We start from the raw sequence: 12,680 nt of genomic DNA, 5'->3' as shown, positions 1-12,680 counted from the left end.
TCTTGTCTTAAGAAATCATCCTTTGACCGAACCAATCATTGCCCCCTTGACGAAATACTTCTGCAAGAAAGGATATACCACAACAATCGGAACAATTGCAAAGATAACCGTTGCTGCTCTCAGCGTTCGCTCATTGTAGTTAAGACTCATCGTCGATGAGGCCCCCGCCATAATAACGCTGTCATCGGTGATAAATTGGCGGATTTTGATTTGCAGCGGGAACCAGTTGGTGTCCTGAAGGAATAACAACGGATGCTGAAACTGATTCCATAGCACGACACCATAAAACAAAGCAAGGGTTGCCAGTACAGCCTTGGACAATGGAAGCACAAACTGGAACAGCATCCGGAAATATCCGCAGCCCTCCAAAAAGGCCGCTTCCTCAAGCTCCTTAGAGAATTGCTTGAAGAAGGTTCGCATGATGATCAGATTGAACGGATTCAAAATATGAGGTATAACCAGGACCAGCGGATTGTCATACAGGCCGATACCGCGTACGGTCAGGAAATACGGTATGATAGGTGCCTTGAAAATCATCGCAACTACAACAGCCATCATAATGACCGAACCCCACCGGAATTCCGGCTTTGACAGCGGATAGGCGAACAAGGCTGTCATCAGAAGGGCCAGTACTGTTCCAATCACAGTTGTACTGAGCGTCAAAAAGAATGATTTCCATAAATCAGGACGGTCGACAATGTACTTCCAGGAGTCCAAAGTAAATTGCTTCGGCCACAGCGTGACAAGGTTCATATCTACTGCACTTTTGGAGCTCAAGGAAGTAGAGATTACGGATACAAGCGGTACTAGCGCTACGACAGATAACAGGATGAGTAAGCCGGTAATGACTCCTACGAATACTTTTTCTCCTCTTGATGCAAGCATAGTCACCAGAGCCCCCCATCCGAAACCTTATTGGACAACTTGTTAAACGTATAGACCATGATAAATCCAATTACCGATTGGAACAATCCAACTGCTGTTGCGAAACTATACTGTCCTTGCTGAATGCCCGTTCGGAACACATAAGTATCCAGGATATCTCCCACGTTGTAAGTCATCGGAGTCAGCAGGTTATATACCTGATCGAATCCGAGATCCAGGAAATTCCCGATATCGAGCAGGAACAGTACAAGCACGGTAGGCAGCAGAATCGGGAATGTAATATGTCTGATTTGTCTGATTCTGGAGGCCCCATCGATCATCGCTGATTCATAGAGCTGAGGGTCAATTGCACTGATTGCGGCCATGTAGACCACGGTTCCCCACCCAGCATCCTTCCATATGGAAGCCAGCACATAAATCGGTCTGAAGTATGCGCTTTCCTGCATCGCCAGTACAGGCTCGGCACCAAACCATCCAAGGATAATGTTGAACATTCCGCTTAGTGAAAAGAAATCGAAGAGAATCCCTCCTACGATTACCCATGACAAGAAATGCGGGATGTATAGTGCAGTCTGAATTCCTTTCTTCAGTGCCGATTTCCGGATCTCATTAATCATTAGCGCCAGCAGAACTGGAACCGGAAAAACAATCGTAAGCTTGAATAATCCCAGCAGTAGAGTGTTGCTAAATACATTGAGAAAGTCAGGATGCTTCAGCAGGGTTTCAAAATGCTTAAATCCTACCCAAGGACTATCAATAAAACCCTGGAATACGGAATAATCTTTGAAGGCGATTACAGCACCAGCCAGCGGAATGAATTTAAATACGATGAGAAATATAATTCCCGGAATCGCCATCACATAAAGCGGCCAGTATAACTTCATCTGATGAGATGCAATAGATTTCAATGTTTTCCCTCCTAATATCTCGTGTTGAATTCGTTTACAATGTAACTATATAATTATCAGATTCATCGCTCAATCAGCCGTTTTTAAGTTCCTACCAGGTCATTTAAAGGAATATCTAATACGTATTTCTTAGGAATCCCTTTAGAGTCGAGCGGCCCCCTTCTCTCAGACTGCCCGGTATACACACCCTTCAGTTATCCCTGTTTCATTAAAGGCATCAACTCTTACATACAGCGGCTGATCTTCAATCAACGCTTTAATTGTTAATTCATTACAGCCGAATACCATATGGCTATGGTACAGCTTGTCCGGAGCAAATCCCCAGAGCACATTATATCCTGCAGCTTCATCTCTCTCCCAACTTACGGAAAGATCAAGCTTGCTTATCAATTCTGTTTGGACGCCACTGACTTGTCCCGGGGACGTTCCCTTGCCGATCCCAAACACTCTAAGTCCGGAAATACAGGCAGACTGATTAAAGGGTAATGAAATTACTGTACATTTGATAAATCTGGCTTTCGTCCCCTCCTCTTGCAGGACTAGATCATGCGGCAAATTGGTATTTGCTTCAGATTTATCTTTCATTACAAAGTATTCCTTGCCGTCCGTTGAGCCTTCGAGAAGCCATCTGGTATAATACTGACGATCATCTATCAGTCTTTCACCTTGCAGCGTTGTTTCCATAGGTAGTGTTGCATTGATCTGATCATCAGCAAAATTGATCTGCACCGCATGCACATCGCATACATGCTCCAGATCGATTTCCAGCCATTCTCCAGGGGAGTTGGACTCCGCCCTCCACCAGGTCTGCACATTTTCGTCCGTTGCCTGGAAAGCCTGTCTGCCTTCTTCTTGAGAAGAGGCTTCAGCCGGTTTGCCGTAAGATAGCAGCATCCACTCCGGATGGCTCCATGGATTCATCCGCTTTTGCTCGATTTTATAAGGCCAGTCTCCATACCGTTGATTACAGAATAACTCTCCGTCCTGATCAAATCCTGCCAGCCAGAGCCCAAGTCTTCTTTCGAATATATAATTCATACTGATTCTCATGGATGAGGTATGCCATAGATTCCCATAATTATCTGTCATGGTTGACCCGTGTCCGGCCCCTGGTATAAATCCTCCCGGCTTGTAAGAAAACGGGTTATTGGCTGCCAGCGTAAATGGCCCTAGAGGTTTGTCCGAAATATAGACACCGTCCGAGTAGATGTTATGTTCTGTTCCGGGGCTGGCATATTGGAGATAATATTTTCCATCATGCTTCTCCATCCAGGCTCCCTCAATGTAAGGATCGTTTCCTATAGTGTTTTTAAATTTAATCAAAAGTTCTTCCGGAGCATCAGGATGCATCCCGGCAAATTTTTGAACGATTTCTTCAATCTCTTCTGGTGATCTGAGGTTATGATTTTCACCTTTTCTTTCATAGCCAATCTTAGTACTGTTACCATAAATAAGCGGAGATGCTTCTCCTATAGGCTTCATATCCTCCAAATTAAGCTCTACTCCGTAAATAGGCGTCTCGTTGGAACACCCCCAGTAGAAATAGATCCTTCCGTCATCATCCAGGAACAAATTAGGGTCCCAAAAAGGGAACGTCCCCTGGATTTCCTCAAATTCACCGCTGATCGGATCTTTTGTCCTGTAAAATGAACAGTTTCTTGATTTATTCGATGCTGAAAAATAAAGATACTCCCCGATTACCCGCACATCCGGAGCGTAGTCGTAAACCGGCACTCCCTTGAGCGGGTGGAAGGTCCAATCGGTCATATTGCTGCTTGTCAGAAATCCAGCCGTCATCGAAGGAAACAGATAATATTCTCCATGAAAGATAACCAGCGACGGGTCCGCAGCTTCCCTGAAGGTAACTCGGGTCCCTGCTGTCTCTACGATCTGATATTTATATTCAATATTTAGCGGATTACATACATAAGTCATTTCTCTCCACATCCCTTTACTTTGGTATCAACACCTAAATCTACAGGTCCTACACAGAAAATCCGCCCGACTGTAAAATGTGTCGAGCGGAATTTTAGCGTTAATCCTTTATTTCTTGACTTTTGCGTACCATTCTCTAGCCCGCTTAGTGACCTCTTCACCGCCAGACTTATTCCATTTCTCTACGAACTCGTCAAACTTGCTGAGCGGGTATTGTCCAATAATAATTTTTGAAGCATATTCCACGTAAAGTGTACGGTTGTTTATGTCCGGGAAGCCCTCATATACACTGGCTGGCATGCCATCACCAGCAATGACTTTGGCATATTTCTGGGCTTCCTTCATATTACGGTTCACCTGATCAATCGCCCACATTCTATCCGCTGAAGCAGTGCTCTTGTTGAGATCCATCATGAAATCAAGGGTGGATATTTTGGAATAGGGATCAAGAATCAGGTTTTCCTGTGTGCTCTTGTCATCCGGCAGCTTCGTGGCTTGGCCATCCTTCATCGTATAATGCATGCCCTCTACGCCTAAATACAAATCCTTCCAGACTTTTTTGTCATACATGTTGTTCAGCAATTTCAGAGTAGCCATTAGTTTTTTCTCATCTTTGTTATTTTTCACTACCCAAGCTGGAGGAGTGAATCTTTTCCAGGTATAGAAGCCTTCATAGCCCTCAACCTTTGGAACAGGCAGTACAGTGAAATTAGCTTTCACGCCGGTATTTTTGAACAAGTTCTCCAGAGGCAAATAACCCGATTCTACCCAATGGAAGTAATTCCCTACTTTATCGGATTGAATCTTGCCATCCCACTTGTCTTTGCTGTTCAGCAGCGACTCCTTGTCAATTAATCCTTCCTTATACAGCTTCGACATGAACTCCAAGGATGCTTTCATGTTCGGAGTCACTGCGGAGTACGTCAGTTCCCCATTATAAATGTCCCAGTCCGGATAGCCTTCGAACATCGCTACACCATACATCGCGAACAATTGGTCCATCCACCGTACCTGCTCCCGTCCGCCGGTAGGAAGTTCATCCTTCTGTCCATTGCCATTAGGGTCCTTATCCCGGAAAGCCTCCAACACCTTTACATACTCATCTTGGGTAGTAGGCATTTTCAAGCCAAGCTTGTCGAGCCAATCCTGGCGGATCATGCTGGCGTATCTTCCGTAGTCAACCATACCCGGAATATAATAGATTTTGCCCTGGCCGGTAGGATCATTTGCCTTTACGATATCCCACATATCCTGCGGGATGGCATTCCACAGATTCGGCGCATACTTAGGCAGAAGCTCTGTCAGATCGGCAAGTGCACCGTTTTTGGCCAAGCTGTCCTCGAGACCTTGCTGTGGCAGAAAAAGGTCCGGCATTTCGTTAGCAGCAATCTTCAGGTTCAGCTGGTTAAGATAGTTCGTTCCTCCGTTCCATTCCACATATGGATGGAGGACGCCAACACCGAGCTTTTCCTTATAGAATTCGTACAGCTTGCTTCCCTTCTCAATCGGCTTATACCCAATGTTGGTGCCCCAAACTTCAATGTCAACAACTTCATCTCCGCCAGCGGCCTGATTCTGATTCTGGTTAGCAGCTGCTGAATTTCCGGAATTGTTATTGTTCCCGCCACAACCGGATATAGTTGTAATGGCCAAGGCGCCTGTCGCTAACATCAACCCCATTTTTTTGAATATCATCTTGTTCCCCCTTAATATTTTTTGAATCCGCTTACAATTAAAATGATACAATCAGTCAATTCCACACTCAAATGGGCATTTTTAAGTTTAAACATGTCATTTTCAATAAAATAAAAGCCATTCCTAAGGAATGACTCATTACGTTCAGCTATTCGGCAGATTTTTGCGAAAATCTCTGGGTTTGTATCCTGTAAACTTTTCAAACATCCGCGCAAAATGCTGCGCATCAGAATATCCAACCATCCGGCAAATTTCGTACACTTTCAAATCTGTATTCTCCAGCAGTTCCTTTGCTTTATCGATCCGCAGTTGGGTCAAGTAATTCAAGTAGTTGTCTCCCGTTTTTCTTTTGAACAGCTGGCTTAAATAAAAAGGACTGATAAAAAACCGCGCAGCCAAATCAGCAAGACTGATTTGTTCATTATAATGTTTAGACACATATAGCTTAATTTCCGATATAATATCTTTTCTATGAGATAGATTATGTTCCAACTTGAAATGGATGATCCCTCGAATGACTTGTATCATCCATTCCTCCAAATACTCAAGCGTCCTAAACCGCGAAAAGCCTTCCAAAGACAGAATATGTCTGCCTACCAGTTCATTCTGCTGTAGCTGCTGGAATGACAGCCTTCGGATGCTTGACAGAAGGATGTTTAAACACCATAGTTGCAGATCTGCGGGAGACATTCCCGGTTCGGCTACCATTCCCCGGAAAATTTCGTGGATGATGTCCACACATTCTTCCTCGTCCATATTATCAAGTGCAGTTTCCAGTTTGGATATCATCTCCTCCGGCACCGGATGACTGTGGTCTGTCATTGTTATAATTTCATTATAGGAAATTACAGGATCTCCTGCCTTAATCACTTTGTAGCTTAGTGCATTTCGTGCTTCTTCGAAAGACTGGCACATCCCCGTTGTCCGCTTATACACTGCACCAATGCCTACGCTGATCGACAGATTCAGATCACGGTAGACCGCCTGTTTCAGTTCTTGTATCACATGAAGCAATCTGCCATGCAAAATATTGCTGTTATGTGCAATCACAATCGCAATTTGCGGGCCGAAATACCGGAAGCAGTATACTTGATGGTAATTTTTCAAAGCCTGGTCTATTAAATGTAACAGTGGCTGAAAACCAATCTCCTTCAGTGCATCCGTACTGCCCTCAATTTCAATCAGGATAGAATTGAACCAGATGCCTGCTGTAGGAATTTGAGCACTGCGAAGCAGCTCATCCACCAGACTGGTCTGATCATTCCCGATATCAAGAATGTCCCGTAAGGTTTCTTCCTGAATCCGGCTATGAATTTCATGCTTTAATTCGTCTAAACTTTGCAGCTTGATCCTGTCTGCACGAATCCGTTCCATGACCTGGTTCACACTGTCACGCAACTCTTCTTCCTCAACCGGCTTGTTGATGTAGAATTGTACCCCCAGCTTCATCCCTCTTCTGGCATACTCAAAATCTGCATATCCACTTAACAGAATGAATTTAGTCTGAACTTTCGTTTCTTCCAGCATTTTAATCATATCGAGACCATCTGCTTTGGGCATACGTATATCCGTTATTGCAATATCCGGGCGGAGCTTTTGTATGATTTCGTATCCTTCAAGTCCGTTATAAGCTACTCCAACAACCTTACATTCCGGAAGATAGCGGCCTATGATCTTTTTGAGTCCTTCCACGATACCCTTTTCGTCATCTATGATTACTACTTTCATCCCAATCTCCTCCTGCTGTCTGTTCATTGCCGTTGGTATTTCAATTCCCTGGTATCAGGATTTCAATGGTTGTTCCCTCCACATTTCCGGGAACGATGGTTAGATAATACCGGTCACCGTAATGGAGCTTGATACGTTCAGCAATATTTAAGAGGCCCAGTCCTTTTTCAGTTTGTTCACCAATGATCTCCAATTTGTATTTATGTGAATCCGCTCCGTCTAAAAGCGCACGCAGTTCGGCTTCCTTGTCCGGGCTCATACCCATTCCGTTATCCATAATCCGAAATAACATTTCTCCTTGTTCTGTCCAACTGCCCTCAATCCTGATATCCATAATACGGCTATAGTCCTCAAAACCGTGATTAATGCTGTTTTCAACAATCGGTTGAAAGACCAGAGGGATGATGCTGCACCCCAGCATTTCATCAGGTATCTCGAACTCAAACTTGAACATATAATCAAAACGGATATTCTGAAGCTGCAGATAATTTGTTGTATATTCCAGTTCATGTTTAACTGAATGCTGCTTACCTTCCTTGGCTAAGACCAGCCGGAACATGCGTGCCAGAATTTTAATCATATCCGCGGTCTCATCATCATCTTTCATCAAAGCCTTCATACGAATGGATTCTAAGGTATTGTAGAGCATATGAGGATTGATCTGATTCTGGAGAGCGATGAATTTTGCCTGCCGCTGTTTGATTTCTCCGATATACACATCCTCTATCAAAGTTCGGATGGTTGTAATCATTTTGTTGTAGCTGTGTACCAGACTTCCGATTTCATCATTAGCCTGCTCTTTCTCTATAGCCAGATATTGTCCCACTTCTGCTTGCTTCATACTTCTCCGAAGTGCCTTAATTGGCTTGGTAATCGTATAGCTCAAACCAAATGAGAACAGCGTTATAACCAGACAACTCATCAGAATGACAACGACAGTCATGACTTTAATCTGATTAATTTTTTGAAGAAGCCTTGAGCGGGGGATATCCGTTCGAATTAACAACTCCCCTTGGGATGTCCTTCCCAATAAAACAATATGATCTTTGGTTTCGTTATTCTTGATATAGCTAGGGCCTGAGTCCAGAACCTGCTTCCAGGATAACTGTCCGCTCGCAGCATCAGAATGGTAGACGATTTGTTGCTTAAGATTAGTGATAACTACACTTATACCGTACTTGTCCCGAGCCAAAATGAACTCATGATCCAGCTGCAGCAATGTAAAAGGGTCTAAATCAATAAGCAGCATTCCTGCATATGCCCCATCTGAGCTGAATAGCACTCTTCCCGCAGTTACAACCGCTCCCTCCCCTTTATCCTCATAGTAGGAACGGTCATGTAGTCCCGTGATGAAGAAGGTTTCATTCGAATCCCTAAGCCCCTTGTACCACTCTTGAGCCAACAGCATGTTCTCATTCACTTTGTTCGTTGAACTGCTGAACTGATACACGCTGTCATCTCTGCTGACCAGCATCACCGTGCTCATCTCCGATTTGAGCAATGCGACTCGCATCAGCAAACGCTGCACAGCAAGTCTTTGATTAACTATTTCGTCAAAAGGCAAATTTTTCGTATCGCCGAGACTATAAATGATATCGTTGTCTACAAGTACCGACTTCGTAACCTCCTCATATTCTTTTAGAAATTCATTCAAAGTACTCCTTATTTGCGAAGTATAGAGTGAAGCAAACTCCTGAGAAGATTCCTCTAACCCTTTTGCAGATTGTTGAAATATGAATGCGCTTACAGATAATAGAGGAATAACACATACCAATACATAACCAAGCATCAGCTTATTTTGTAATTTCATATTTTTTATTCTTGTAAATATTCTTCTTTTCCAAGGATTGCGAGTTCGTTCCATACAGGGCCCTTCCTTCATTAAGAATGCATTTACAAGAAAGTATACTATAGTAGTTTCTGAATTGAAGAGGGATTTTTGATTTTTTTCAGGGATATTTACATGATTTTTCCGTTTCTCTAAATAAAATAGTGCATGCATAGAAGCCGAACCCTATACGGGCCCGGCTAGGCATGTAATCTTTTCTCACGACATTTCCACTTCCCTTGAATTTGGCTTCCTGCCATAATTAAATTTCTTTTCTATATCTTTAGCAAATTTTTCGCCCTCATCGGCTAAATGTTTTCTCATAAAGAATCCGCCCAAGCCATTTATCCATGCTGCAAAAGCCAGTAGCCGGGATGGAAAATCCGCTCCAATCGTACAACTAAATTCGCAAGAGTTGTTATCAATAGGCGTGACCTTCAATTCCCATGGAACTCCAACAATGGCTGGTATCCATCGACATATATATGCTTCTGTCCGGTCAGAGTAGAAACGCAAATGATCCTCTGTGTGCTCTTTTAATTGATAGTGCTGAACAATCATCTCATTCCCCATATTTTCCACATTAACCATATAGAACTCGCCATTTTCAAAATAACTGCCCATTGCCTTGTGACCTTTTGAAAAGGATTCATATTCAGCTGGAGTCATCTCCGTTACCCATTTGTACAAATCCACATGTTTCGCTGCAATCTGCAATTTAAACTTCTTTGTCATTCTCATCTTCGTGATCCTTCTTTCCTGTAATTTTTCTTGTGAGTCCATCGTGCCAATTCATAATCATTTGATAATATTCTTTGCCAAACATCAATGCCGCGTGCTCATATACGCCCATCTCATGAACGTGCTTCTCTTCCCCCTTTTCCATTTTTTCAGCATGGGATATATGCTTCCGAAGCTGGCATAATTCACATATAGCAATATTACATATATCTAATTGAAATATATCATTTCGATATATAAAATATAGAGGTTGACGATCGATTTGTCAATAATAAAAACAAAAAAATCCAAAGGGATGTTCTCCCTTTAGATTTCTCAAAGTAAACTGCAATTTTCAACATCACTTCCCGTCAGTGAAGCACCTGACGTTGGATTTATTTAAGCAAGCTAATACTGTCATCACACCACCGAATAAGGCTGCTAAATTGTTTTTTGCCATAATCATTGGTAATTAGCCAGTACTTAATATTAGGGTCATCCGGCTCTTGCTTTAGCAGCCATTCCTCAAGCCCCAAAAAGATCTGTAATGCTTCCTCCAGCTTTTTCTTATGATCCTGGATATGCCCGATAATAATGTCAGATGAAGTATTACTGCCGAAAAATACTTTTAGCAGTAATTCGTTCTTCTTCAGCATCACCATGTGTTCCATGGGCTGGGAGAGCCAATCTTTCAAGTGTTGCTTTCCCTGTTCTGTAATGCTGTATATTTTTTTATCAGGCTTGCCATCCTGGCGCTGAATTTGGACTGCCACATCCCTGTTTTTCAAAAGCTCGGCTAACCCCGGATAAATTTGGCCGTAATTTTCTTTCCAAAAATACTGCGTGCTATCTTCCATATGCTGCTTAATATCGTAGCCAGTGTGCGGACCTATGGAAAGGATACCCAGGATTGCAAGCATCGTATTCTCTTTTGCAGATAGTGAAGCCATTTGTTGTATAACCTCCTATGAAATGCTGCCAGAATCAATCCGCCAATGCACGACGAAGCTGGCATGTTTATTATAAAGCATTTTCAGCTGAAGCACACTGATTTCACTTATATATTATTATAATATATATTTTTATAATAATCTTTATTGACAAGGGATTTGCCGCCGTTTAGATTGTAGATATGAGCAGAACGCTCATTTAGAAGCCCTACTACTTTTATTGGGCGTGACCTACAAAAAAGGAGCGAAGTATCATGACTATGATTGCAGTTAACTATCCGGAAGGCCGAATTTCTCTAGAGCAACGCCGCGTTCTCGCGGAGACACTGACAGATGCAGTGCTGGTTCCAGAGGTTGGACAGTTTTGCCCGCCGGCACGTGAAGGTTTTCAAGTACGTTTCTCCGAGTTTTCTACCGGACATATGGGGATTGGCGGAAAATTACTAGTGGATACACCGGAAAAGGATATCATCCTCATAAATATTCTGGTCATGGACGGAGATTGGAGAAATGAGGTTCGAAAAGAAGTTATTCAGAATGTACTTTCCAGTTTGGCCCAGGCACTTGATGTGAAAGAGCCCTCTCCGGGCTGGTGGGTGTCCTTCCAAGTAATCGATGAGGGCAGCTGGGGTTCCCGTGGAGGAGTGTTATCCATATTGGACCTGCTTGATTCAGGCGTCTTTACCGAAGAAAAAGCCAAGGCCATCCGAAATAATTTTTCATCCATCTAAATCTCAAAGAAATCAGGTCAAATTAATAGCTACGACAGGAGGTTAGTCATGCTTTATGTGATCAGGCACGGACAGACAGATCTGAATAAGGAAGGAAGAGTTCAGGGCCGCAAGGGACTTCCCTTGAACAGCCCTGGAATCCAGCAAGCGGAGAAACTGAAAGAGCAAATCAGCGGAATCCGGTTCGATTATATCTTCTCCTCACCACAGGAGCGGGCTGTCCAGACAGCTGAAATCGCAACTCTCATGAAAGCTAACATCGATGAACGTCTTAATGTTTTTGACTTGGGCACAGCCGACGGCCTGAAAAAAGAAGAGGTTAGACTGGCCGGCGGCGTTCCCGATCCCAGCCTTTACGCGGGAGTCGAAAATGTCGCCAATTATGTCACCAGAGTGTTTGGATTCATGAAAGAGCTTGAGGAAAAATACGCTGGCAAAAAGATCAATATTCTCATATCCGGACACCAGTGTACCACAGGGACGATTAGAGCCTATTTCGAAGGGATGCCCGAGGATGGAAATGTTCTGAAACTTGCATCAAGAAATGGAGAACTGAAGACTTACGAGTTCTAACTTTCAATTGACCCATGTTCCGCCGCACGGCGTACAACCCTATAGCTTGTAACGAAAAGCCGGTTCCCAGATTCGTCTGGAAAACCTGCTTTTTTTTTATACACATCATCAGGTTTAAAACGTCTTCAGAAATCCTTTAGAATTCTTCTACCTAATTCCTCAGAATTTTTAGTTAAGCTTTACTTACTAAAGCAAGCAAAGGAGGTGGAATGTTGGTCAGTAATACGATCTTAGAGCTAATCCATCAGTATGGATATCTGATTTTTTATCTTGCTTTTACGTTAGGTCCTTTTGGAATTCCAATCCCTAATGAAATTACAATCCTCACCGGCGCTACTCTGAGCCATATAGGGGTGATTAATCCGTGGATGACCTACCTCTGCGTTTTATCAGGGTTATTAACTGCCTTTACGCTTTCTTATTTTGCAGGAAAATTCTTTGGTCAAAAACTGAAGAACAAATTTCTGGAGAATAGACATTTGCAAAGGGCCGAGCAGATTCTAACCAAACGAGGGCATACGGCTATGTATATAGGCATGTTTATTCCCGTTGTACGATATATCATTCCGATGTTAATCGGACTGAGCGGAACAAGCTATAGACGGTTCGCCCTTATTTCATATTCTAGTGCTTTAGGTTGGACCTTACTCTTCTTCTCCGCAGGAACATTCTTTGGAAATCATATCCTCTCCAAATGGTTCAACACCTAAATAGTCCAGAAATTCAT

At 43.1% G+C, this 12,680-nt stretch carries 11 protein-coding genes; 3 read left to right on the top strand and 8 right to left on the bottom strand.

Annotated elements, in window-relative coordinates; genetic code table 11:
- Window positions 1-15: 15 nt before the first annotated feature.
- The 8 genes from A3849_RS14855 to A3849_RS14815 form a co-directional block, all read right to left on the bottom strand.
- Complete coding sequence (locus A3849_RS14855) at window positions 16-885, bottom strand: carbohydrate ABC transporter permease (RefSeq protein ID WP_074085770.1); 870 nt, start codon at window positions 883-885, stop codon at window positions 16-18.
- Window positions 886-887: 2 nt separating this feature from the next.
- Window positions 888-1,793, bottom strand: coding sequence for an ABC transporter permease (locus A3849_RS14850; RefSeq protein ID WP_074112124.1), 906 nt, complete (start codon window positions 1,791-1,793; stop codon window positions 888-890).
- Between the two features lie 165 nt (window positions 1,794-1,958).
- Window positions 1,959-3,728, bottom strand: coding sequence for a family 43 glycosylhydrolase (locus A3849_RS14845; protein WP_083613515.1), 1,770 nt, complete (start codon window positions 3,726-3,728; stop codon window positions 1,959-1,961).
- Window positions 3,729-3,836: 108 nt separating this feature from the next.
- Window positions 3,837-5,423: a type 2 periplasmic-binding domain-containing protein gene (locus A3849_RS14840; RefSeq protein WP_074112122.1), complete on the bottom strand. Its 1,587-nt coding sequence runs from the start codon at window positions 5,421-5,423 to the stop codon at window positions 3,837-3,839.
- Window positions 5,424-5,567: 144 nt separating this feature from the next.
- Window positions 5,568-7,151 (bottom strand): response regulator, encoded by a 1,584-nt coding sequence (locus A3849_RS14835; protein ID WP_074112121.1) that lies wholly within the window; start codon window positions 7,149-7,151, stop codon window positions 5,568-5,570.
- Between the two features lie 40 nt (window positions 7,152-7,191).
- On the bottom strand, window positions 7,192-8,805 hold the full coding sequence (locus tag A3849_RS14830; RefSeq protein ID WP_306010711.1) for a sensor histidine kinase: 1,614 nt from the start codon (window positions 8,803-8,805) through the stop codon (window positions 7,192-7,194).
- Window positions 8,806-9,198: 393 nt separating this feature from the next.
- Window positions 9,199-9,720 carry a hypothetical protein gene (locus A3849_RS14825; RefSeq protein WP_074112120.1) on the bottom strand — a complete coding sequence of 174 codons (522 nt, stop codon included), beginning with the start codon at window positions 9,718-9,720 and terminating at the stop codon, window positions 9,199-9,201.
- 374 nt (window positions 9,721-10,094) lie between these two features.
- Window positions 10,095-10,649, bottom strand: a complete 555-nt coding sequence (locus A3849_RS14815; protein WP_074112119.1) for a PadR family transcriptional regulator — start codon at window positions 10,647-10,649, stop codon at window positions 10,095-10,097.
- Between the two features lie 254 nt (window positions 10,650-10,903).
- Between A3849_RS14815 and A3849_RS14810 the strand changes: the two genes are divergently transcribed.
- The 3 genes from A3849_RS14810 (at window position 10,904) to A3849_RS14800 (ending at window position 12,663) form a co-directional block, all read left to right on the top strand.
- Complete coding sequence (locus A3849_RS14810) at window positions 10,904-11,380, top strand: tautomerase family protein (protein WP_074112118.1); 477 nt, start codon at window positions 10,904-10,906, stop codon at window positions 11,378-11,380.
- Between the two features lie 48 nt (window positions 11,381-11,428).
- Window positions 11,429-11,953 carry a histidine phosphatase family protein gene (locus tag A3849_RS14805; protein WP_074112117.1) on the top strand — a complete coding sequence of 175 codons (525 nt, stop codon included), beginning with the start codon at window positions 11,429-11,431 and terminating at the stop codon, window positions 11,951-11,953.
- Window positions 11,954-12,165: 212 nt separating this feature from the next.
- The gene (locus A3849_RS14800) at window positions 12,166-12,663 is read left to right on the top strand and encodes a DedA family protein (RefSeq protein ID WP_143191828.1); all 498 of its coding nucleotides are present in this window, start codon (window positions 12,166-12,168) and stop codon (window positions 12,661-12,663) included.
- The last annotated feature ends 17 nt before the right edge of the window (window positions 12,664-12,680 follow it).

Origin of the sequence: Paenibacillus sp. P46E, assembly GCF_001909095.1 — a bacterium.
GTDB classification, from domain to species: domain Bacteria; phylum Bacillota; class Bacilli; order Paenibacillales; family Paenibacillaceae; genus Paenibacillus_AQ; species Paenibacillus_AQ helianthi.
The sequence above is the reverse complement of the archived record's forward strand: the minus strand, read 5'-3'. Positions and strand labels throughout refer to the sequence as shown.

Coding starts and splice junctions, on each gene's coding strand:
- A3849_RS14855 (WP_074085770.1), bottom strand. CDS start 885: ATGCTTGCATCAAGAGGAGAAAAAGTATTCGTAGGAGTCATTACCGGC.
- A3849_RS14845 (WP_083613515.1), bottom strand. CDS start 3,728: ATGACTTATGTATGTAATCCGCTAAATATTGAATATAAATATCAGATC.
- A3849_RS14840 (WP_074112122.1), bottom strand. CDS start 5,423: ATGATATTCAAAAAAATGGGGTTGATGTTAGCGACAGGCGCCTTGGCC.
- A3849_RS14835 (WP_074112121.1), bottom strand. CDS start 7,151: ATGAAAGTAGTAATCATAGATGACGAAAAGGGTATCGTGGAAGGACTC.
- A3849_RS14825 (WP_074112120.1), bottom strand. CDS start 9,720: ATGAGAATGACAAAGAAGTTTAAATTGCAGATTGCAGCGAAACATGTG.
- A3849_RS14815 (WP_074112119.1), bottom strand. CDS start 10,649: ATGGCTTCACTATCTGCAAAAGAGAATACGATGCTTGCAATCCTGGGT.
- A3849_RS14810 (WP_074112118.1), top strand. CDS start 10,904: ATGACTATGATTGCAGTTAACTATCCGGAAGGCCGAATTTCTCTAGAG.
- A3849_RS14805 (WP_074112117.1), top strand. CDS start 11,429: ATGCTTTATGTGATCAGGCACGGACAGACAGATCTGAATAAGGAAGGA.